The organism is Alteromonas sp. V450, assembly GCF_001885075.1.
Taxonomy (GTDB): Bacteria; Pseudomonadota; Gammaproteobacteria; order Enterobacterales; family Alteromonadaceae; genus Alteromonas.
In genome coordinates this window covers 3,124,899-3,147,541 of the sequence record NZ_MODU01000004.1, presented here as the reverse complement: position 1 = coordinate 3,147,541, position 22,643 = coordinate 3,124,899, and the positions used below count along the sequence as shown (strand labels likewise).

Here is a 22,643-nt window from a genome sequence, read left to right as displayed (position 1 = left end):
AGCGCCGTAAAATATCAAAGTTTTACTATCATTTTACCGGTGTTTTTACCTTCAAAAAGCATGTTAAGGCCTTGCTCTGCGTTCTCTAAGCCGTTAATGGTGTGTGCGCGATATTTAATCTTGCCCTGCATCACGTAAGGGGTGAGCTTTTTAAGCAAAGAAGGAATTTCTCCCCAATGGTCCGGCATTGCAAAACCGCGAATAGTAATACGCTTTTTAATCAATGGGATCCAGTTAGGACCGGCCGACGGTGTTTCTGCTTGGTAGTCAGCAATCATTCCACATACGACTATTCGTCCGTGTGCATTCATCCGATTAAAAATGTGCTGTTGAATAGGCCCACCAGTATTTTCAAAAAACACATCAATCTTATTTGGTGTTAACGTTTCTAGCTTGGCTGCTATATCGTCAGACTTGTAGTTAATTGCGCCATCAAACCCAAGTTCGTTGACAATCCAATCGGCCTTATCGTCACTTCCTACTACCCCGATAACTCGCAAACCATCCGCTTTTGCCAACTGCCCTACTATTGAACCAACGGAACCCGCTGCGCCAGTGACAACCAGCGTTTCACCCTCTTTCGGGTTGCCAAAGTTATACAGGCCCGTTGTTGCGGTTAAGCCAGGAAGCGCAAAAACGCACAATGCCATTTCTTCAGTTACGCCGTCTTGAAGTTTATTGAATCCCGCACCGTCACTGAGAATGTATTCACTCCACCCGGTCATTCCCATCACTTTATCGCCAACGGAAAATTGTGGGTTATTCGACTCGACTACCTCACCAACACCGCTAGAGCGCATAACATCGCCAAGCTCTACTGGGGGAATGTAGCTTTCTCTGTCTTCGCTCATCCAGCCAAGCATAGCGGGATCAAGAGACATGTGTGTTTGTCTAATTAAAATTTGGCCGTCTTTCGGTGTTGGTATTTCACGCGTTTTCGTTTCGAATAGGTGTGGGCCTATTTTTCTATCGTTGGGGCGCTTTACCAGCGTAATGGCTTTGTATGTGGACATTGTTTCCTCCTGTACACGTAAAATGAGACGGTGTGCTCAATGTTGAATCGCACCAAGATTGACTAAAATCAACCCTTTCCTGTTAAGACAGGGTGGGGCCTATCGGTATAAAGACAACCTGGGGCACTCGTTTTTATCAATTTGATTGAAAGGCAGGGTTAATACCAATAAGAATCAATGATGATTTATTAAAAGGGTGTTAACAAAGCGGTGATCTTTAATTAACTATATATTAGCAATCTTGCTTATAAATGCATCGAATTTGTAGCTATAATTGTAAAAAATGCGATAAAAGTGCGTAAATGGCGTTTACTTGCATTGAACAAAACTACTCATATCCGTAGAATGACCGACGCAATTTTCCCCTATTACAATGAGTATCATATGAAGCAACAGTTTTCTTTACGTGCCTCAATTTGCCTAGCGTTAGCTACTTTAGCCTCTTCTTCTGCGCTGGCAGCTGGTTTTCAAGTTAATGAGCACAGTGCAAACGGTCTAGGCCGTGCTATGGCAGGGCAGGCTGCTAAACCCGAAAATGCCTCTATATTAGCAACTAACCCAGCCGCAATAGGCGTATTTAAAGAGGCTGAATTTAGCGGCTCAGTCAGTTTCATTGACCCAAATGTTGATATCGACGGCTCAGTAAATTATGCCTTGGGCGGAGTAGACGTTTATCCACAGGCTGTTTCAGCCAAAGAAGATGATATTGCTGATACGGCTTTTGTGCCTGGTTTTTTCTATACTTCTCCAATTAGTGAAAAAATATCTGCTGGTGTGGGAGTATTTACTACTTATGGTCTGCGCTCTGACTACTCAAATGACTTCGAAGCACTCCATTTTGCTGATACAGCCGAAGTAAAATCGGTAACCTTTAACCCAGCTATCTCTTACAAAGTAACTGACACCTTCATGGTTGGCTTTGGCTTAAATGCCACATTTGCAGATGCTGAGATTAGCTCAGCGGTGTCAAACAGCCTGTCTCCAGTATTGAGTAACGCGTTGCAAACTCAGGTACCTGCTAATGCCTCTATTTTTAAGTTAGAGGGAGATGATTGGGGTTTTGGTTGGAATGCGAGTATTTTTTGGCAACCATCTAATAAAACAAACATCGGCCTTTCATATCGCGCTGAGACAAAGTTAGAGCTTGAAGGTGAAGTAAGTTCAAACCTAACTGCTGGGTTAAATCAACCTGGTAGTCTAGATTTAAACCTTGCCGCTATTACTGAACTAGCGGTAGACCAGAAAATTGATGAGCAATGGTCTGTTCAAGCAAGCTTAACGTTTACAGATTGGAGTACGTTTGAAAAGCTTGAAGCCAACTTAGCAAGCGGTGACGATTTTCTTATTAAGCAAGAAAATTTCGACGACTCATGGCGTGGTGCGGTAGGTGTTACTTACATTCTAAATGACGAAATTACGCTGCGCGCCGGCTTTGCCTATGACGACGGTGTAGTGACGGTTGAAAACCGCTCGTTAAGTATCCCTGATACAGATCGCCATTGGTATTCAGGTGGTCTAACTTATTCAATGAGCGAAGACACGTCGATTGACGTTGCTTATGTATTTATTGACGGCCGAGAAGCCGATATCGATAAAACACGTCCGCTTAACTCAACGGGTACTTTCACTTCAACATTTACCGGTACCCAATCTGCCACTGCGCACATATTTAGCGTTCAGCTAAATACACGTTTCTAAATGAAACACTTGCGCTAATAAAGCGCACGGGAAAAAATGGCAGCGCTCTTGCTGCCATTTTTTTTAACCTTTTTCTGATGTAACGAAAGAGAATGAAACGTTAGATTTGCGCAAACAAATCTTGTAGGCAAGTAATTGCTGCGCTTATCTTTGCCGGCATGAGTTCACGCTTTGGCGTGACGGCGTAAACGGTGTAATTAGGCAAGGTCCAATCAGTAAAGAGCTGTTTCATCTCACCCGATTTTAGCAAGTGTCTGACTTCAGGCTCTGGAAGAACCGCATATCCAACGCTATCTTTTGTCAATTGAATAAGAGTTTGCATTGAATTTACATGAATGCGTTGTGCATCCAGTTCAAATTCACCTTCTTTTTCGTGGCGCATGACGTACTCTTCAATATGGCGGTGTGATATGTAGATATGCTCACTTAATTGCTCAGGCGTGGAGAGCTTTGTATCGGCCAGTGGATGTTCAGTCGCTACACATAATATACGATCCCACGTTGCAAGCTTTAAACTGCTAAAGTTGGTATCTGATACTGGTGCAAAACATAGCACAAGGTCTGCGCTAGAGGCGATAATGTCTTTCGGTTCGTCGGTCAGCGTTAATGAAATAGTAATTTTGGGGAATTCATCGCAAAGTTTGCGTAAGGGCTCACTTAACAAGCCTCCTCCAAAACCTTCGGGGGCAATAATATTAATTTTACCGGTGGGTAAATCTTGCAGGCTTTCTATTTTTTGCTGGGCTAACGCTGAGGTTTCAAGTATTTTTAAACTCGTATCATAATAAATTCTGCCCGCCTCGGTTAAACTTAAACTGCGGGTGTTTCTATTAAATAAGCTAAGGCCTATGTCGTACTCCAATTTTCGCAATTGTTGACTTATAGCTGACACGGTCATGTGCAGCTCTCTAGCGGCAACACTCATGCTGCCGCTATCCGTAACTGCAACGAAAACTTGTAATGAGCGGAGTAGTTTGTTGTTCATACTGCGTGAGCAATCCTTTTTAACGCGAGTGAAAATATAACCTTTAGGTAAACGTTTTCGCAGAAGCTACGTTGAGTGAACGGGTTGATTAATAAGTCTGCCGACAAACGTACCTAAGTTGTATCAAATTTACGGCTTTGAAAATCCAATTCTACCTTATTTAATTGCAATTTAGCGTTTTCATTCCCACATTTACACATTCTTTAAACGCAATATTTTTCAGCGTATAGACTGCCAATGCCTGCTTTTTGTATTCATGCGGGTGGGTAGAAAGCGTTTGATTAATGTAAAGCCGCATGTTTGTTACTTTCATCCGTTTAAATTAATGGTAGGTTATACCAGTCCGCATAGACCATTACCCACTCAGCGAGAGTTAAAATGTTCGTAATGGCGGTGTGTTACTGCAAGAATAGTGGTTCTATAACAAGGTGATATAACAAAGAGTACGGACATTTTAAATTCACCCTTCGGGGAGGCCTGGCAAATTTCCTAGCTTGATTCTGGGAATTTGAAGGGGAACAGCATTCCTGCATTCCCACGCTTCGTTATGATGCTTGCCAGCGCCTTCTGAGTAGGCAAATATTTATGCGGGTTGGTATTAACCATTACATTAGCTATTGAAGGCACCTATTACGATGAAATACATTGCTGTGAAACGCATAATTTTGGTCTTTTTGTTACTGCCATATTTACTGCTAGTAGGTTGTACTAGCACAGACAGAAAAGGGGCAGTAAACGCAATCGAGTTTGGACCTAACACGTTTTCGGGCCCAACTTTTACGGCAATAACGGTAGCTTATGCGCCCGAGATGGACAGTATTCTTGAGCGAATCAACGCGGATCCTAATGCGGCCATACACTCCACCACAGTGATTAAAGGGGTCACTTATCGGCTTGGCACGTATCACGATACGCCGATTTTAGTATTTGCCACGGGAATGAGCGTTGCCAATGCTGCGATGACAATGCAAATGGCCTTAGATTATTTTCCTGTAGAACAGGTGGTTTACATGGGGATTGCGGGGGCGGTAAACCCGAAGTGGCGCCCTGGTGACGTTATTGTCCCTGCTCGCTGGTATTATCACGATGAAAGTGTGTACACCAATGAAGATCCCGCGTCTCCTGGCCAGTACATTTTACCCGAGTACTACGCTGCATTTCTTGAAGAGCAAGATGCGAGAAGAGCAAAAGACCCTTATCTTCCTCGTTACAAACCATTTCACTTTATACACCCTGATGAGGTACTTATCGTAAAAGAGGGAATGGACAAGCCGAGAGATACTGCTTACTTCAGCGCCACGCCACGCTTATTAGACGCGGCGAAACACGCCATAGCGGCTCTTCCTACACAGCGTGTATTGAATGAAAGAGATGCAACATTATTCGTGGGTGGTAACGGTATAACGGGTTCGGTATTTATGGATAATCGTGATTACAGAAAGTGGACGCGAGAGGTTTTTAATGCCGAAGTAACAGAAATGGAGTCGGCAGCGATTGGTCAAGTGTGCACTATTAATGATGTTGATTGGGTTGTGGTAAGAGCCATAAGTGACCTAGCAGGTGGACAGATTGGCGTAAACGTTGAACATAAATATGACAAAGAGGTATCGCGAATAGGCGCAAACGTGCTGTTTTCAATCCTTGATACACTTGCTAAAAAGCCTCAATAGTTTTGCAAGGCGAAGCCATGCTTCGCCTGCTTTACTAGCGAATTGTGCGTACCATATTGATGGTGTTGGTAGCTAGTTTAACTTCTATTAAAAACACAATCAGCGCACTTATCAAAAACATCATCGCAAGAATAAAAAGTACAATAACGGGCATTTTCAAGTCGACTACCCACAAGGAACCTGAAAATAGCGCCATGATAACTGTACACACCATTAAACCAGCCGCCACGCAAAGGCCTATAGCCCAATTAATTACTTTTACTCTACGCCATAGCACTTTAATTTCTTTTTTAGAGCGGTCCACAATGTGGGGGTCGGAAAGCGTGTGAATTTGACGCTCTGCCACCCTAACTCTGTCTGATATTCGGCCCAGCCGAGACGACATTACATTGAGAAAGCCTGCAATACCGGTGAGTAAAAATACGGGAGCAACAGCAAATTCAATAAGCTGTGAAAGACTAGGAATAAGTGTGTCCAATGGTTCCTCCAGCGAACAAAGTTTGGTGTTTTTACATCAGGCAAAGAGTAATTAACCCATTGCTGCTATCTATTGACGCACAGTCAGTCTATATGCGTTATATCAACGTACAGAAAAAACAGTGTATAGAACTGAAACTTATGTTGTGACAGTAAAGTTTTTTTGCAAAGTCTACGCCAACGTATTGGTCAGAGACATGCTTAATTATCAGGCGTCGTAACAGTTTAGCGAGTTTTAACCCATTCTTACCTAAATTAACGATACACTAGCCCCATTACTAAAAAAACATTTTGTCATCATAAGGATAGATAATGCGCTTTGCCCCAAGCTTTCCTCTGTCGTTGCTAACGGTTTCTTTGCTTTCGCATGCCGCCGTTGCTGAACAAACCACTGAAATAGAAAGAATTGAAACGACATCTTCTCGTATAAAAGGGAGTGTGAATGCTTCTGGCTACGCAGTGGCGTCTATTTCAGAAGAAACGATTTCGCTGCTTTCATTTCAACATATTCAAGAGTCGCTAAATTACATCGCGGGTGCCGGCGTGCAGAGGGGCAATGGGCAAGAGTATTTGCCTGCCCTTCGTTCGCCAGTGTTAACCGGCGCAGGCGCGTGCGGCGGAATTTTAGCAGCAGAAGACGGTATCGCGTTACGTGCAGCAGGTTTTTGTAATATTAACGAGTTGTTTGAAGCTCACGGTGAAATTGCACAGCGTATTGATGTAATGAAGGGGCCAGCGTCAGCGCTTTATGGCTCTAATGCAATACATGGTGTGATTAATGTGATTACCCCTGACACAACCCAGGGCGAAGGGGAGCTTAGCGTTGATTATGGGTCTTATGGATTTCATCGTGTAAAGCTTAAAGAAGGGAAAGACTTCGGAAACAGCGGCGTGGGTATTGCTGCTAGTGTTACCAGAGACACTGGGTACAGAGATGAAGAAGGCGTTGATCAAGAAAAAGTCTCGCTTCGTCATAGGCTAGAGTGGGATAACACAGTTATAACTAGTGGGCTAACCTATACTCATCTAGACCAAGAGACCGCCGGCTATATCGAAGGGTTTGAAAGTTACAAAAATACACAAATAGCCAAAAGCAACCCAAACCCAGAAGCATTTCGAAAGGCGGAGAGTTTTAGGTTCTGGAGCAAGTTTGATACTGGCTTTAACGGTGGGCACGCGCTGTCAATTACGCCCTATATACGCAATCAGGACATGCGTTTCAGAATGCACTTTTTACCCGGTAAACCTCTAGAGACGAATGCGCAAAAAGGTATTGGCGTGCTGTCTCAGTTCAATTACGTTATCAATGACAGTCTAAGTGCGGATATAGGATTAGACGTAGAATACACAGAAGGTGAATTGACCCAGTCACAAGACAGCGAGACAGAAGGGTCAGCTTTTTTGGTTGAAACTATCCCCGTAGGTAAGCACTACGATTACGATGTAGATGCCACGTTAATTGCACCTTTCCTTAGTTTTAATTGGCAAACTGAACACTGGGCTATATCTGTCGGCGGGCGCTTTGAGTCTATGCGGTACGATTACACCAACAATATGAATGTAGGTCGAGTACGCGAAGATGGCACACAGTGTGGTTTTGGGGGCTGCAGATACACCAGACCCGCAGATAGTAAAAATGACTTTGATAACTTTAGCCCGAAGCTTTCACTTCGTTATCAACTTACCCCTGAAACCCAGTTATTTGGCGGTATTGCAAGAGGCTATCGCGCGCCTCAAGCAACAGAGCTCTATCGCTTGCAGCGTGCACAGACCGTTGCTGATCTTGACTCGGTAACGGCCGATAATATCGAAGTGGGTGTTACCGGTATGCTATTTAACGGCAGCTATACGCTTAGCCTTTACAGCCTGCAAAAAGATAATGTTATTTACCGCGATAGCAACTTTTTCAACGTAAGCAATGGCGAAACGTGGCACAGAGGCGTAGAGCTGTCTTTTGACCAGCAGCTTAGTAACGCACTTCGCCTAGACTTTGCTGGTTCCTATGCAAGGCATACCTACGAGCACAATCAGCTTTCAGGCGAACAAGACATTAAAGGTAACGATATTGATACGGCGCCAAAACTCCAGTTTAACACTCGCTTAAGCTTTGATGTATCAAGAAAGGTACAAACGCAGTTTGAGTGGCAGCATGTTTCAAGCTATTTCACCGACGCCGAAAATCTCAACGAATACGAGGGGCATGACTTGGTACATGCGCGTGTACGTTATAGCGTGAATGAAGACGTAACGCTGTATGCGCGGGTTAATAATGTATTTGATACGAACTACGCTGAACGCGCTGATTTTACAAGCTTTACAGGCCAACGTTACTTTCCGGGACGGCCTCGAAACTTCATGATAACAGCATCGTTTACGTTGTAGGGTTAAATAAACAACGGTAATAGGTAATTATTAAACGTGAAAATACAGACTATTGCCGTGATTTGCTTGTACCCCAACGGCATCAGGCGTAGTCTGTAGGCATCAGCATGGGTCTCAGTCACGCCATGTATTGCGCTTGCAAAGGTTAGGCGACATACGTGGAATGATTGTTAATAGGTATACCCATGCAAAAAATAGTAATTGTTGGTGGCGGTGCTGGTGGTCTTGAATTAGCCAGTCGCTTAAGCCGCACCCTCGGGAGAAAGAAAAAAGCCGAAATTACCCTCGTCGACCGCAGTCGAACCCATATCTGGAAGCCGCTATTACACGAAGTGGCTGCCGGCGTAATTGATAAACATTCAGATGGTGTGGACTACGCCATTCACGCTGCTGCTCATCATTACCGCTTCCAATTAGGTGAAATGTGCTCGCTTAACGCGCAAGCGCAAACTATAACCTTGTCGCCTTTAAACGATGAAGAAGGGACACAGGTTTTGCCCGAACGCGAAATTCATTATGACCAGTTAGTGCTCGCTGTTGGCAGCGTAAGTAACGACTTTGGCACACCTGGCGTTGCTGAGCATTGCTACTTCCTCGACTCGTTAAAGCAAGCTGAACGCTTTCATCGTGCGCTTCTTAATCAGCTTATTCGCATTAATCAACAAGAAGATAAAGACGCCAAAATTAAAGTCGCTATTGTAGGTGCTGGGGCAACGGGTACAGAGTTAGCTGCACAGCTTCACCATGTGGCGAATTTGTCTAAGGCTTACGGCATGCCAGACATGTCGGCTTCGCGCCTTCAAATTGCAATAGTCGAGGCTGGCGATAGAATTTTACCGGCATTGCCAGAGCGCATAGCGAATTCTGCAAGAAAAGCACTGCATAAATTGGGCGTGGACATTAAAGAGCAAACTATGGTGGCTCAAGCTGACGCGAAAGGGCTGATCACAAAAGACGGTGGCCGGATTGATGCTGATTTAATGGTGTGGGCTGCGGGGGTGAAAGCACCAGACTTCATAACAAAACTTGCGCTTTTTGAAACGAACAGAGCCAATCAAATTCTTGTTGATAAGCAGCTTCGCAGTTCATCTCATAAGAATATTTGGGTGTTAGGCGATTGCTGTGGATTCCAGCAGGAAAATGGGAAATGGGTGCCGCCTCGAGCGCAGTCTGCCCACCAAATGGCGGATATTGTTGCGCATAATATAACGTCGTTATTTACTCAAAAAGACACGAAAGATTTTACTTACAAGGACTATGGATCCTTGGTTCACTTAAGTAAATACAGCACTGTTGGAAGCTTAATGGGGTCACTGTCAAACAGCAGTATGTTCATTGAAGGGCGTCTAGCTAAGTTGGTTTACGTTTCTTTGTATAATATGCACCAGTTTGCTGTACACGGAAAAATTAAAGGTGCTCTAAAGCTCCTTGTGAAGAAGTTAAGTCAGGCCATCAGCCCTAAGCTGAAGCTTCACTAACCACATATAAAGAAAGCCCCATGTTTGGGGCTTTCTAAAATCGTAAATTTAGTCCGCTGGGACTAAATGTAAATAGCTATTGCTTCACGCCTTCAACGTGAAGCTCTAATTCTACCGTTTGCGACGCTGGGCCTAAATCATAGTCTATGCCGTAGTCTTTAAGTGCAATTATCGTTGTGCCCATAAAGCCTGCTCGATAGCCGCCCCATGGGTCTTCACCTTCGCCAATTTTTTTGGCTTCAATAGTAATCGGTTTTGTCACACCGTGAAGCGTAAAATCACCCATTACATCCATCATACCATTGCCCTTATTGACAATTTTTGTGCTGACAAACTTCGCTTCTGGAAAGTCGTCAACGTTTAAGAAATCGTCGCTCTTAAGGTGCTTGTCACGCTCTGCGTGGTTTGAGTCGATACTGTCGGTATCGATAGTCACCATAATTTTTGCTGCGCTTGGGGCTGCGTCATCGTAACTAAAAGTACCTTTAAAATCGTTGAAGCGACCCGTAAGCCACGAGTAGCCCAAGTGTTGAATTTTAAAGTTGATAGACGCGTGGGCGCCTTTGCTATCAATCACATAATCTGCGGCGTTAGCGGTGCTTAAAGACAGCGCAGCGGCCAAGGCAAGTGTTAACTTCTTCATCATTTCTCCTTTTTCCTCAATATCATCGAAGCCGTAACATCTGCTTCAGTGTGTCATCGTTACTAATAAAGTGGTGTTTCAGCGCAGCCAGCGCGTGAATAATCGCCAATACAATCACTGACCACGCAATATAAAAATGGGCCTCTCCTGCAATGTCTTCTTGATTTTCAAAGAACTCCCCCATTGCAGGTACAGAAAACCAATTAAATACATCGATACCTCTTTCATCGGCCGTTGAAATTAAATAGCCGCTGGCGAAAAGCATGATAATCAAGGTGTAGAGAAGCCCATGGCCTATACGACTTAATCTTTTTTCAAACGGAGCGCCATGTGACGGCGGCCTTGAAGTAACAACGCGTGTGACTAAGCGAATCGTAGTGATGGTTAGCAAAATTAATCCAACGCTCTTGTGCCAATGGGGCGCCGTCTTGTACCAGTCACTGTAGTACGTGAGGTCGACCATCCACAGCCCTGAAGCAAACATACCGACAATGGCAATGGCAGATATCCAATGCAAAATAACTATAGGTCTGGACCATCTAGGTTTCATATCACTTCCGTTATTATTTACTAGCAGTTAGGTTGTTCACGCCTTAAGTTAATCCGCCATCTCAACCGTTATAAGCCCGCTGAAAAACACCTAATGGACCAAGTGAATTTAGTGTATTTCTAATTACGTTGGTTAAACATCACATTTAATGGGAGTGTTTATTCTTGTTTTTAGAACGAATGTACAGTAAGCAACTCACTCAAACCTGAGTTGCGACACGTTTAGTTTTCCACGATGTGTCGTTTAATGGTCGTTAAAATGGGTTAAGCACCTCTATTAAACGCGCTAAATACTCTTATAGTTTAAACAGGCAGTAACAAAAGTGACTGCCTTGCTTCAATGTTGTTTAGTTCAGTAGAGGTTGTACGCGTTGCGCGCTTCGTACGTTTTGTTGGCCGTTATTCTGCCAGCGTTATTTTCATCACTAGTATCCGTCTCCGTATTGGGAGAGGGAAGAAGTGTGCAAAATATTGCGGGGCAGTCGAACAGTGCAAATACGCTTTCAACCCTCATTAGAGAATGGGAAAGCGCCGCTTCTGAAGTATCTGAAGACGACATTGACGATGGCATTTCGTTTTTCAACATCACCAATGGCTTGGAAAAATACCGATTTTCGGCTGGTAAAGCGATTGATGCAAAAGCCTCAATTAGGCTGCGCGCTAACATCATTCGAGGGCCACCGTCTTTCACTTAATCATTATGAAAACCATTTTTAACTATTGATTAGGAGAAAGGTATGCACGCCTTGAATCTTTATAAAACTGAAACAATCGATGCATTAGCATGGCCGGTAATTAAAAACACTGTCACTGTTAATTCTTCTGCTATGGCGGTCTTTACGGACTTCAAACAACACTTGCCTCACGTTATCGACGAGCGCACACGGGCCGACAAGATTGAAGGGATTATGCGGCAATCACACGTTCGTATGATGCTGGTTGTAAATAGGCATAACCGCTTTGTGGGTATCATCACAGACCAAGATGTTGGCGAACAGGCACTTATTAAGCGTATGACAGCGTTGCGAATAACTCGTCCAGAAATCAGCGCAGCAGACTGTATGAGAATTAAAACATCACTTATGTCGTTTGACTTTGGCGAGCTCGTAAAATCGAGTGTAGGAGATGTCATAGAAACCCTTAAAAACTATGGTCAGCATCACTGCTTGGTAATGGACCGTGCATCGCACGAGGTGCGTGGTGTGATCAGCGTGAGTGATATTGCCCGCGCGCTGAAATTGCCGTTAGATATTCAGGGTAAACCAACCTTTGCAGAACTTATTGGTATTTTAAGCGCATAATTTCAATGTGGGTGAAAATTGAGCCATACTCCTTACATACCCTGAATATGCTTGGTGTGTAAGGGGGGCTTTTTACTTCTGTAACTATGCGGGGAATGAAATGCAGTATGCACATGGTGAATTTATCACTACGCGTTGTGGTGGGATAATGGTTACACAAGCCTACGGGCCATGGAATATAGAATGTGTTAATGAATTTGTTGCTGACTATCGGCCCAAATCTGAATGTTTGCATTCCCGTTTATGGGGAGATGTGGTTGCAGTAATGGGAGAGTCACTGTTAGTGCCAGATGCAGAGAGTTTCATCAGTGAAAGAGTAGCGGCGGTAAAGCAGTTGGGGTTAAGTCATATAGCATTTGTCATGGGGCAGTCTACTGCAAAGGCCATGACGAAAGCGCAGCTCAAGCGTTCATATCGAAAAACAGGCGTTGAATTTTCATTTTTTGAAACCTTAGAAGAGGGCCTCGAGTGGCTTCGAGGTTTCGCTTATGACATTGATATGGAAGCACTAGCACTTCATCAAAACGCAGTGGCCGCAAAGCGTTAATTTGGTATGTATTTCGCAACGCTTTATGTGAAGTCGTAAAAAACAAACATAAATATGCGAGGTACGCGCGTGAAAAATACACTATTTCCAACTAGCGTAGTGACAAAGGCCTTTACTTGGGCCTATCAAGAGTTAGGGCTCAGCATTAAGCAAGCTTCTGAAATATTAGGCATTTCTTCTTCGAATTTAGCAGAGTCTACTTTGTTAGGCTTTGAGAGTGGCTCCCCAGAGTATCGAAAACAGCTCGCGTTTATTCGTATGTATCATTTACTCATTACCGTGTCAGAAGGGAACACTGACGCAATGAGAGGATGGTTTAATGGCTTCCAAATAGATTTAAATACAAGCCCATACGCGATGTGCAAAACGCAAGACGGTATAGATAGTGTGACTGATTTGCTGCGCAGTTTAAAGCAAACCGGGCATAATCAGTCATTGTTTGCCTTTACTGCCCCAAGTCAACATCATGCGCTTAGTTACCGTAATGTAGCGCTACATTAATCGTTTAGCAGTGCGTTAGACTTGTTTATAACATTGATAAATTCAGCACACACTAACGGCTGTGTGATGGGGATCATATGTCCTGCGTTATTTATTAACTTACTTTTTGCGTGAGGTATTTTGCTCGTTACTGCGCTACTGTGCTGTGTAGGGTCTAATATCCGGTCTTTTTCCCCGTAAAGTATTCCCACAGGACATCGTATTTCGCTATAGCGCTTTTCTTGTCTAAACAAACTGCCTTGTGCAGATACGGTATCTTTGCTGCCCTCATAAAAGCTGCGAGAATGTATCCCTAAAAGCCCGCCACCCGCTATAGCAAATGATGGTGGCACGGGTTCTGGTGAAAAAATTTCCCTCGTCTGTTTTTTACCAACCTTTACTCTTAGTGGACTGGCAATAGTCTTAGACAACACGTTGCGTACTATCTCGTTGGGAATATAGAGCATGGATAATGGGCCTGCACCTTTTTTGAGCGGTGTAGTTAATGGGCATAGCAATGACACGGATTTAATTTTGTTGGGAGCATCAATTGCCATTCTAAGTGCAACGCCGCCCCCCATCGAGTGCCCAACTAAAAACGCAGAATCAATTCCTTCTTTTGACATCCATTCCAAAAGCATCGCGCTTTGCGTTTCAAATGAAGCCGATGTTTCTGGTGCGCGGCGAGAAAACCCGCTACCTGGGCGATCAACACAGTAAACGGTGTAAGTCTTCTCAAGATGTTTGGTGAGCGCGTAAAAGTTGTCGCTGTTGCCAAGCAGGCCATGAATGCATATAAGTGAGGGGCCGTTGCCGTTTCCTTGCACAGTCCAATGCACACGTCCGCCACTTACAGGGGTTAACTTTCCTTTTGCATTGAAATTCGATGCTATGCTTCGGTCAATTTTGGCAGTAAAGCTGATACATACAACGATACAACCAGTAATAATGAAGAACGCGACAATCATATAAGTTAATCCTTAGATGTATAACGCTAAGTTATCGATTGAATCTAGATAGGTCAACTAAGTAGCGAGTATGCGTTATTATTCACATTGATGATGTGATGAGTGTTAAAACGTTAAATAGAGAGTTGTCATGGAAATAAGAGTGACGTCATCAATAACATTTGATGATAGTGAAATAGAAATGCAGGCTATCCGCGCTCAAGGCAGTGGTGGTCAAAATGTGAATAAAGTGAGTAGTGCTATTCATCTGCGATTTGACGTTAATGCCTCTTCGCTTCCCAACGCACTCAAGGAGCGCCTGTTACTCGCTAAAGATAATAGAGTTACCAATGAAGGCGTGTTCGTACTCAAAGCACAGAATTATCGCACTCAAGAACAAAATCGCGAAGATGCAATAAAACGGTTAGTCGCTTGGATACGCGAAGCTACACTTGTGCAAAAAGCGCGTCGCGAGACAAAACCAAGTAAGGCAGTAAAAGTGCGGCGTGGTGAAGTAAAAAAGCAGCAAAGTGTGAAAAAATCTATGCGCAAGAAAGTGGAATTCTAAACAACAATAGCCTAGACTATCGTCTAATAAAGATGTCATTTCTCAAGACAACGGAAAGTTCTTTAATCAACAAGTAATGTGTCTTGTGTTTGTGCTAAATATTGGACTAAAGGAAGCATATAAAAGTGACTCGTTCAGACGTAATTCCTATGGTACTTTTTGCCGCCATAGTTGTTTCGCTAGGAATAAATACGCCTCAAGCAGCAAATGAAATAATAGCGCGTTTATTCGATAAACCTGTATCAAATAGCGATCTTCAGCCTAATCAAAAAGATGTAGAACGCTTTCAATCGATCCTCAGCGATAAGTCGGAAAAGGAAGTGCGCCGTATTTTGGCTCAGCGAGCACTTGGCGACAAAATCACTGAATCCGTATTAGCCGATTTTGCAAATAAAAATGCCATTGAGCCGAGCGAAAGTGAAATCCAATCTGCCTATACCGTTATTAAAATGTGGACGGTAGAGCTCGATGATAATGCGAGCTTAAAAGAGGACGAGCTAGAGCGATATCGCTTGGCTATGGCTCAGGGTATGGCGAAAAGTTGGAAAGTGTCTAAAGCCCTTTTTGAAACGTATGGCGGCGATGTTGTGTTTCGACAGGACAACCCACTAACGCCTGTCGGCGCGTACCAAAAGCTTTTTGAACAGTATCGCGAGAAAGGCGAGTTTGTTATTTATGATCCCATCTTTAAAGCGGCATTCTGGAGCTCCGTGAAGATGAAATACGCCAACACGCTCGACCAAGATAATATTGATTTTTCTTTGCCTTGGTGGGAAAAAAGCGTAAACGCAACGGCAAATTAACTCCTCCGCACTTCCTTATTTCACTATCACTTCCTCACTTCGCCGAAAATTTTTTATCGGCGTGGGGAATATACGCCCGCATTTATACGTTATCTCTGTGTCCTTTATGAAAAACGGAGATAATCGGATGAAAAAGTTAAATACTGCACTAGCACTGGCTTTAGGTGTGGCGTCAATGTCAGGGTTCGCTCAAGAAGCGGCGGTTTCTACTAACATGTCAGCAAGTGCTTCAACGTCAGCGTCATTTTCATTTGCGAACAGTGAAAATGCCCAATCTTCTAATCAAGTCAATGCCGTAGCTTCTTCGCAGGGTGCGGTGTCTGTAGCAGGAGCAGCCAACACAAATGGGCAATTATCTGTACCTGAAGTGGATAATGACTTGTCGGCTGACCAACAAGCAGACCAGTCTCCTGAGGCGATGTCTGAGCAAACAAGCGAAGGTGGTTCAGAGCAGACAGCGTCTACGGAAGCAATACAAACCTCGATGTCCAACGTAAACTTAGTGGCGAATGGCGCTCAGCAGCTATCGTCTACAGCAACCTCCTCTGTGCTCGTAGCGTCGCAAGCATCGCTTAATGACGCCGCGTCTTTGGCCTCTGAAACAACAAGTTCTGTGGCAACATCGTTAACGGGAACGCTGAACAATAGTGCGTCAGGTTCTTTATCTGCGTTGTCATCAGTGGGAGCCTTAGATGTTCTTGGTGCCGAAGAAGTGGGTACTTCACAGGGAATGGTTTCTGGAACGGTTGAAAACGCGGTAGGTGGCTCAGTAAGTAATACTGTGGGTAGTGCTGTGGCAGGCGCGGTTTCAGGAACGGCAGTCACTGCTGTTGAAGGAGCGCTTGCTAACGCAGTGATGGGCTCGGTTGAAGGAGCCGTTTCAACTACTGTTGAGAAATCGGTTTCTGCAACGGTTGAAGACGCAGTTACAAGTACGGTCAACGAAAGCGTTACTGCAAATATTACCGGCGTTTTAGGTCTATAGCGTATTGGTTCATACCAATAATGTTCAAACGAAGAGACTGCTTACACAACGAATGATTATTGCTCTTCACAATCTTTATCCATCCCCCTAAAGGGATGGATAAAGATACGTGATTTCTGACCCATTATCGGCATGCTTATCACTAAATCACAACACAGATTGATATGTGCAAAATCACTGCGTTGAACAGACCAATAAAGCAATCGTTACCCCTCTTTCCTGCTTAAGGTAATAACAATGAATATGCAAACTTCGCCCTTTTTTCAAATAAAGCCGCTATCTGCTGAGCGCGGGAACACGCTTATATTATACATCGGAGCTGCCGCTCTATTAGGGAGCTGCGCGTGCTTTGGCGCTGCCGATAGCCAACCAACGAATACAAAAGAGACCAACGAAGAACGTTCTGAACAAAACGTGCTATCTTTTTCAGGCTCTGGTTATTTCGGCTATCGTCATGACAGTAACGTAAGCGTTAGCGAATTAGACACGAATTCTGATGTGGCCGACGGTGCAACGCAATTGGATGCACAGCTTAAGGTAACAGTGAAACCGAATGACAAGTGGGAAACTGCTTTATCGATAAGTCAGGCCAACACGCAGTATCAAACGTTAAGTGCGTTTGACCTTGCGCTCACTACATTGTCTGCAAGCACCAGCTATGCATTTGATTTTGCGAAATTAGGCTTACACTACTACCACGCGGGTGCAAAGCTTGATGGCCGTGACTTTTTAACCTACCAACAATACGGAATGTCAGCAGGGAAACTATTTGGACAACGCACTTATTTACGCATAAGTAGCGACATTATAGATAAGCAGTTTGAAAATATACCCGAGAATGAGCCAAACCGAGACAGCGAGGCCATTGCTGTACGTAGTGACTTGTTTTACTTTTTTGAAGGGCAAGACTTTTTTCAAATTGCACTTAAGTATCAAAATGAAAAGGCCCAAAATACAGTGTTCGACTACTCAGGTAGGGGTATTGACCTTGCGTATACGTATCCGTTCGCGATATTTAGTAAACCGTTGGATATAACCTTTGCTTATCAATTGGATGTAAGAGATTACGCTTCAAGAAAAAGTGGTGGTATCGGCAGAGAAGATGACAGACACGTGGTTAAAATGCGTGCAGATTATGCAGTTCATGAGAACGTTGATATCAGGCTTTCTACCCAATATGGAGACTTCGCTTCTAGTGTGGAAGGCGCAAATTATAAAGAAACCATCGCAGAGGTTGGCATTAATGTTCATTTCTAGTGAGCCAGCTATACTGACGGTACTTTTTGGGTTCAAGGTAATATACCAAAACCAAACACACGATCTCGTCCTGGTGAGCCCGCATCAAACGCCGACTGCTTGAGTGCTACTAAGGCGCTATTTCTTCCTTTTTTTTCTCGTAAAAAGCAGGCATATAGCGCTGTGGCGCGAGGCGAGGCCATCGAGGTACCTGTTTGTCTAACCGTTTTTCCATTTGGATGTGCGACATCTACCGAAACACCCAGTGCAGCAAAATCCACATGATCACCTTGATTTGCCCACCTGTATATCACATGTGCGTTGTCGACGGCCGTAATGCCAAGCGTTTCGGGGTAGGCAGCAGGATACAAGGGCAATGACGCGGGCCCCTCATTTCCTACCGCTGCTACTATTTGAATACCTTGTTTATCCAATTGCTTTATTATGCGCGCCAGGATGGGGTTGTCTGGGCCAGCAAGGCTCATGTTTATCGCATCTACATGCTGCGATGCTAAATAGTTAAGCCCTTCAATCAATGACATTAATGTCGCACCTTGAGAAATACTGTTACGTGAATAAAAAACACTGGCATTAAACAACTGACTGGATTGGGGTAATGATGCGGCCAACAAGCTGGCGACAGCTGTTCCGTGTTCAGAGGAAAAAGGGGCGCTCTCATACTGTGTATTCGATGTGTTGATGAGCGCTTTACTATCGTCAACATTTCCAGGGATGTTGCTATCCAATTGCTGACCTTTGATGAAGGAGGCTTGCGAGAGGGTAAGATGTGAAAGTGACGGATGTGTTGGCGATACATGCGTATCCACCATACCGATACGCAGCGGTATTGAGCAAACTTGAGATCTTAATTTATGTGTTGGTGCTGTTATCTGCTGCTTAAGCTTTGTCTCTCGTTCGTTGATTTCGTTACCGCTTTGCGACAAGTAAATGTGGTTTCTTCCGATTTGAGACTGTAGTTTCTCAGGTAAGCTGTTGCGAATATGCAACACTTCATCCTCATTACCTGTCACCTTAACTTTAAAAAGCCATTGAGAGAATGCAGGTAAATATTGGGCTTTTACAATCGTGAAATGCATATTATGAAAATGAACTTTGTCCGCTTCCTCACCCAAAAAAAGCCACTCCTTTTCTACTGCAAGAAAGCCATTCTCAACGACAATCTCATCAATGATTTTCTGTCCTGATGCAGACAGAATCGTTTTTGCGGCGGGTACAGTAAAGCGAGGGGTGGGAATGCTATCGAGTATGTCTACAGACAGCGTAGATAACTCGCCTGCGTCTTTTACAGAAGATTGTAATTTTTGTCGTGCTTGCTCGCGAATGGTATTTAAATCTGAAGGTGCTCTATCAATGATGGGACGCACGGGAGATATCACTTGATCTAACGTACCTGTAAGTTGAGCTTGTGATATCGATGTTGCAAGCAAACTTACAATACCCACAATGAGTGCATTCTTCATCTTGTTACCTTACGCCATTGTTTAATTGAATCAACGCATCATGTGAGAGTGGCATAAAATGTGCCAAGCTCTTTGTACTCGATAGCGAAGCAAAAAGCGGCTTCTGAGTATGACCATTGTCTTGTAGTGACGAATAAATAGAAAAAAAATTCCGCTTACGCGCCTTTTATCTTTTTTAAAAAAATACGAATTTCATGGAATAAAAAGTTAAGTGGCTCGTTAACAGGGTATAAATAACGGAATTCTTCGAAAAGGTACATGAAAATGAGAGAAGAGTTGATTGAACTTGTTCCGTCTTTGCGAAAGTTTGCGTATTCATTGACGGGTAATTTGCACGACGCCGATGATTTACTCCAAACCACAATTGAACGATTATTAAGCAAACCACTTCCTGACCAAGTTACACTCATGGCATGGGCATTCAGAGTATGTCGCAACTGCTGGATAGATGAGTATAGAGCAAAGAAAGTACGAGTTCATGCGAACGATACGCTTTCTTATGAGGCGAATTCTGCGAGCTGCCACGCTGATATGGATGAAGTAATAACACAAGCTGTCACGCTAAAGCAGGTTTCAAGTGCGATGGATGACTTGCCCTGCGAGCAAAGAGAAACCCTCTCATTAGTTGCTGTACAAGGAATGAGCTATGCCGAAGCCTCTGACGTTTTACAAGTGCCAAAGGGTACCATCATGAGCCGTCTTGCTCGAGCAAGAGCGAAGATTTCTAACTTGTTAAATAGTCAAAACGAGGTGCTATCGTGATGTTCACCGATGAAAAACTGTCAGCTTTTTTAGATGGAGAGCTAGAGCCTGCGCAAATGGATGAGATCCGCGAAGCAATAGCGCTGGACATGACAATTTCAGACAGACTTGCTGCTCTTGCTGAAGTAGATAGGGTTGTTAAAGTCGCTGCTGAAAAGGCAACAGCAGGTGCGCTACCTAAAGAAATTATTAGTCTACTGGATGATAAAAACATAGTATCGGCGCTTAAAGCACCCGCTGCAGAGAATGTTGTACCCATATCGTCAAAAGACAAGATGCAAAGTGCCGAGCGCAGCACACGTGCAGCTTGGCAGACGCCATTTGCGGTGGCAGCAAGTGTAGCTGCGCTAGCAGGACTGGTGTTTCTAAATCAACAGGGGAGTGAAGCGACCGAGCCGTCACATTGGGCTAGTGTATCGTCTGTATTAGATAACAACTTAACGGGTGAAGCTACCACATTGGCAAGTGGTGTCACAGTGACGCCACAGCTATCTTTTTTAAATACGGAACATAGTTTTTGCCGGCAAGCACAAGTTGGATCGCAGAGCGAACTTAACGTGATGATTGCTTGTAAAAATAATCAAGGTACATGGCAGCTTGCCGCTAGCAAAGTGCATAAGCTAACTGAAAGCACGGGCGAGTATCGAACTGCCACAAGTGCTAAGTTGTTGGAAGATGAATTAGATAACATGATGGCGTCTGCGCCGTTAAACCGAGAGCAAGAAGAACGCGCAATTGCGTCATTGTGGCAAGTTAATGCGGTCAAAGGAGTAAATGATGAAAACTAAATTTATGTTAGCTATTGCAATTCTGATAATGACAGGCTGTGCGAGTCAATCGGACTATAAACAGGCCAAAAAAGGTGGCTTCGGCTACACCGAAAGCAAATTAAGTGAAACGCAATATCGCGTGCATTTTAAAGCGCGAGGGTCTGATAAAGGTAAAGCGATGGACTATGCCATGCTGCGCGCCGCCGAACTTACGCTGCTAGGAGGTTACGATTGGTTTGTCGTAACCGATCGCGAAACGCTTGTAGACAAGGAAACGGTTCAAACTTCACCTACAGCTGGATTTAGCCGACGCTACGCAAGGGTTACTGACTGTGGCGTGCTCACATGCCGTACGTCTTATCACCCGACAACGCAACTTGAAACTGGGGTGTTTATAGGTGGGTCTCAGCAAAGTGAGATTGAGAGTATCTTAAACATTGAAATAGGTAAGGGAACAAGGCCTACATCGATAACCAGTTTTGACGCAAGAGAAGTACGTGAAAATCTGCAGCCCAAAATAGATGATTAAGCAAGAAAAAAGGGCCGTATCATCAGAATACTGCCCTTTTTTCTTTGGTTTGACCCATCCTAAATAGCGTTGACACTTTTCAAACTTATTTTGGAGAGTGTAATGAAATCAAATAGCAGAAGAACTCAACGTGATTATTCCCTCGCTTTTAAATTGGCTGTTGTAGACCAAGTTGAAAAAGGCGAGTTCACCTACAGGCAGGCTCAAGATCACTACGGAATACAAGGTTGCTCAACTGTTTTAGTTTGGCTTCGTAAGCACGGTCGTTTAGATTGGACGGATGGAACACCGAAGTTTCTAACGCGAGGCCACGTCGTGGATAAACCCAAAGCAGAACTCACCCCCGAACAGCGAATTAAAGCGCTAGAGAAAGAGCTTGCTGATACAAAAATGAAAGCTGATTTCTTTGAAGCCGTTGTAAATGTCCTTGAAAGTGACTATGGAGTAAGCGTTGTAAAAAAGCGCAAAAGAAAGTCATCCAAGAAAAAGTGATAGGCGGAGTGTCCGTTGCCAAAGCCTGTCGTTACCTGAAGATTTCTCGTCAGGCTTACTACCAATACTGCGCTCGCTCACTCAAGCGCGAAGCGCTTGAAGGTCAAGTCATTCAGTTCGTCCGTCAGGAGCGAATGATGCAACCTCGCATCGGCACTCGGAAACTACAGTATCTGCTTGCGCTCGAAAAAATGGATATCGGGAGAGACCATCTCTTTAATTTACTGAGAGAAAAGCGGCTATTGGTGCCGACAAAGCGCGCGTATCACAAAACAACCAACAGCCATCATCGGTTCCGTCGTCACCCTAATCTCATTAAAGCGGGTTTCAAAGCAGAGAAGCCCAATCAGCTTTGGGTAGCGGATATCACGTACTTACCGACGCGAAGTGGAGAGAGTTATGTAAGTCTCATTACAGATGCTTATTCGCGGAAGATTGTGGGCTATCAGGTTGACGATAACATGCGAACGCAGTCAGTAAAGCAAGCATTTACTCGAGCGCTTAAACAAAAAAGTACAAAAGAAAAGCTCGTGCATCACTCAGACAGAGGTATACAGTATTGTTCAGAAGAGTATCAAAAACTCCATAGAAAACATGATGTACAGTGCTCGATGACAGATGGCTACGACTGCTATCAAAACGCCCTTGCAGAGCGAATAAACGGTATTCTTAAAAATGAATACTTACTCCATAAGCCACGAGATTTAGAAGAAGCGAGAAAGATGGTTGCAGAGTCAATAGCAATCTATAATGGTAGGCGGCCACATCAGGCCCTTAAATACAAAACGCCCGATGAAATACATCGGGCGTTTTAACCGAAATAAGTGTCAACCTATTTCAGGACTAG

Annotated in this window: 23 protein-coding genes; 16 read left to right on the top strand and 7 right to left on the bottom strand. The window is 44.0% G+C overall.

The window, feature by feature from the left end; all coding sequences use genetic code 11:
- Positions 1-14: 14 nt before the first annotated feature.
- Positions 15-1,013, bottom strand: coding sequence for an NADP-dependent oxidoreductase (locus BK026_RS13725; protein ID WP_071816371.1), 999 nt, complete (start codon positions 1,011-1,013; stop codon positions 15-17).
- A gap of 384 nt (positions 1,014-1,397) precedes the next feature.
- Between BK026_RS13725 and BK026_RS13720 the strand changes: the two genes are divergently transcribed.
- A complete protein-coding gene (locus BK026_RS13720; RefSeq protein WP_071816370.1) occupies positions 1,398-2,711 on the top strand; it encodes an OmpP1/FadL family transporter in 1,314 nt (437 codons plus the stop codon).
- Positions 2,712-2,811: 100 nt separating this feature from the next.
- Here BK026_RS13720 and BK026_RS13715 read toward each other — a convergent pair whose 3' ends face one another.
- Positions 2,812-3,696: a LysR family transcriptional regulator gene (locus BK026_RS13715; protein WP_071816369.1), complete on the bottom strand. Its 885-nt coding sequence runs from the start codon at positions 3,694-3,696 to the stop codon at positions 2,812-2,814.
- Between the two features lie 635 nt (positions 3,697-4,331).
- On the opposite strand from BK026_RS13715, the gene BK026_RS13710 reads away from it, so the two are divergent.
- Complete coding sequence (locus tag BK026_RS13710) at positions 4,332-5,366, top strand: 5'-methylthioadenosine/S-adenosylhomocysteine nucleosidase (RefSeq protein WP_071816368.1); 1,035 nt, start codon at positions 4,332-4,334, stop codon at positions 5,364-5,366.
- A 34-nt stretch (positions 5,367-5,400) separates the two neighbouring features.
- Here the strand turns inward: BK026_RS13710 and BK026_RS13705 are convergent, their stop codons facing one another.
- Positions 5,401-5,844: a DUF2721 domain-containing protein gene (locus BK026_RS13705; protein ID WP_071816367.1), complete on the bottom strand. Its 444-nt coding sequence runs from the start codon at positions 5,842-5,844 to the stop codon at positions 5,401-5,403.
- A 311-nt stretch (positions 5,845-6,155) separates the two neighbouring features.
- Between BK026_RS13705 and BK026_RS13700 the strand changes: the two genes are divergently transcribed.
- Together BK026_RS13700 and BK026_RS13695 are read left to right on the top strand one after the other, a co-directional pair.
- Complete coding sequence (locus tag BK026_RS13700) at positions 6,156-8,225, top strand: TonB-dependent receptor (RefSeq protein WP_071816366.1); 2,070 nt, start codon at positions 6,156-6,158, stop codon at positions 8,223-8,225.
- A 185-nt stretch (positions 8,226-8,410) separates the two neighbouring features.
- Positions 8,411-9,703, top strand: coding sequence for an NAD(P)/FAD-dependent oxidoreductase (locus BK026_RS13695; protein WP_071816365.1), 1,293 nt, complete (start codon positions 8,411-8,413; stop codon positions 9,701-9,703).
- 76 nt (positions 9,704-9,779) lie between these two features.
- Here the strand turns inward: BK026_RS13695 and BK026_RS13690 are convergent, their stop codons facing one another.
- Both BK026_RS13690 and BK026_RS13685 read right to left on the bottom strand, forming a co-directional pair.
- A complete protein-coding gene (locus BK026_RS13690) occupies positions 9,780-10,346 on the bottom strand; it encodes a YceI family protein (protein ID WP_071816364.1) in 567 nt (188 codons plus the stop codon).
- Between the two features lie 22 nt (positions 10,347-10,368).
- Entirely contained in the window at positions 10,369-10,896 is a 528-nt protein-coding gene (locus BK026_RS13685) for a cytochrome b (protein ID WP_071816363.1), read from the bottom strand.
- 460 nt (positions 10,897-11,356) lie between these two features.
- Between BK026_RS13685 and BK026_RS13680 the strand changes: the two genes are divergently transcribed.
- From BK026_RS13680 to BK026_RS13665, 4 genes are all read left to right on the top strand, one after another.
- Entirely contained in the window at positions 11,357-11,590 is a 234-nt protein-coding gene (locus BK026_RS13680) for a hypothetical protein (RefSeq protein ID WP_071816362.1), read from the top strand.
- 42 nt (positions 11,591-11,632) lie between these two features.
- The gene (locus tag BK026_RS13675; protein WP_071816361.1) at positions 11,633-12,196 is read left to right on the top strand and encodes a CBS domain-containing protein; all 564 of its coding nucleotides are present in this window, start codon (positions 11,633-11,635) and stop codon (positions 12,194-12,196) included.
- Between the two features lie 100 nt (positions 12,197-12,296).
- Positions 12,297-12,743, top strand: coding sequence for a hypothetical protein (locus tag BK026_RS13670; RefSeq protein WP_071816360.1), 447 nt, complete (start codon positions 12,297-12,299; stop codon positions 12,741-12,743).
- A gap of 69 nt (positions 12,744-12,812) precedes the next feature.
- A complete protein-coding gene (locus BK026_RS13665) occupies positions 12,813-13,244 on the top strand; it encodes a hypothetical protein (protein ID WP_256253812.1) in 432 nt (143 codons plus the stop codon).
- On the opposite strand, the gene BK026_RS13660 is transcribed toward BK026_RS13665, so the two are convergent.
- Positions 13,241-14,191 (bottom strand): alpha/beta fold hydrolase, encoded by a 951-nt coding sequence (locus BK026_RS13660; protein ID WP_071816358.1) that lies wholly within the window; start codon positions 14,189-14,191, stop codon positions 13,241-13,243. The genes BK026_RS13665 and BK026_RS13660 overlap by 4 nt on opposite strands.
- A gap of 130 nt (positions 14,192-14,321) precedes the next feature.
- Between BK026_RS13660 and arfB the strand changes: the two genes are divergently transcribed.
- From arfB to BK026_RS13640, 4 genes are all read left to right on the top strand, one after another.
- Entirely contained in the window at positions 14,322-14,738 is a 417-nt protein-coding gene (arfB, locus tag BK026_RS13655; protein ID WP_071816357.1) for an alternative ribosome rescue aminoacyl-tRNA hydrolase ArfB, read from the top strand.
- A gap of 125 nt (positions 14,739-14,863) precedes the next feature.
- On the top strand, positions 14,864-15,541 hold the full coding sequence (locus tag BK026_RS13650; RefSeq protein ID WP_071816356.1) for a hypothetical protein: 678 nt from the start codon (positions 14,864-14,866) through the stop codon (positions 15,539-15,541).
- Positions 15,542-15,668: 127 nt separating this feature from the next.
- Complete coding sequence (locus BK026_RS13645; RefSeq protein ID WP_071816354.1) at positions 15,669-16,526, top strand: hypothetical protein; 858 nt, start codon at positions 15,669-15,671, stop codon at positions 16,524-16,526.
- Between the two features lie 237 nt (positions 16,527-16,763).
- Positions 16,764-17,783: an outer membrane beta-barrel protein gene (locus BK026_RS13640; protein WP_143142128.1), complete on the top strand. Its 1,020-nt coding sequence runs from the start codon at positions 16,764-16,766 to the stop codon at positions 17,781-17,783.
- Between the two features lie 32 nt (positions 17,784-17,815).
- Here the strand turns inward: BK026_RS13640 and BK026_RS13635 are convergent, their stop codons facing one another.
- The gene (locus tag BK026_RS13635; RefSeq protein ID WP_071816352.1) at positions 17,816-19,243 is read right to left on the bottom strand and encodes a S8 family serine peptidase; all 1,428 of its coding nucleotides are present in this window, start codon (positions 19,241-19,243) and stop codon (positions 17,816-17,818) included.
- A 264-nt stretch (positions 19,244-19,507) separates the two neighbouring features.
- On the opposite strand from BK026_RS13635, the gene BK026_RS13630 reads away from it, so the two are divergent.
- From BK026_RS13630 to BK026_RS13610, 4 genes are all read left to right on the top strand, one after another.
- Positions 19,508-20,005: an RNA polymerase sigma factor gene (locus BK026_RS13630; RefSeq protein WP_071817662.1), complete on the top strand. Its 498-nt coding sequence runs from the start codon at positions 19,508-19,510 to the stop codon at positions 20,003-20,005.
- On the top strand, positions 20,005-20,793 hold the full coding sequence (locus tag BK026_RS13625) for an anti-sigma factor (RefSeq protein WP_256253940.1): 789 nt from the start codon (positions 20,005-20,007) through the stop codon (positions 20,791-20,793). Before BK026_RS13630 ends, BK026_RS13625 begins: the two co-directional genes overlap by 1 nt.
- Positions 20,783-21,304, top strand: a complete 522-nt coding sequence (locus BK026_RS13620; protein ID WP_071816348.1) for a hypothetical protein — start codon at positions 20,783-20,785, stop codon at positions 21,302-21,304. The genes BK026_RS13625 and BK026_RS13620 overlap by 11 nt, the downstream gene beginning before the upstream one ends.
- Positions 21,305-21,406: 102 nt before the next feature.
- Positions 21,407-22,611 (top strand): IS3 family transposase gene (locus BK026_RS13610; RefSeq protein ID WP_143142110.1). Its coding sequence is split into 2 segments (ribosomal slippage): positions 21,407-21,779 and positions 21,779-22,611, totalling 1,206 coding nucleotides; the frame shifts between segments, so codons are not numbered across the junction.
- Positions 22,612-22,643 lie beyond the last annotated feature (32 nt).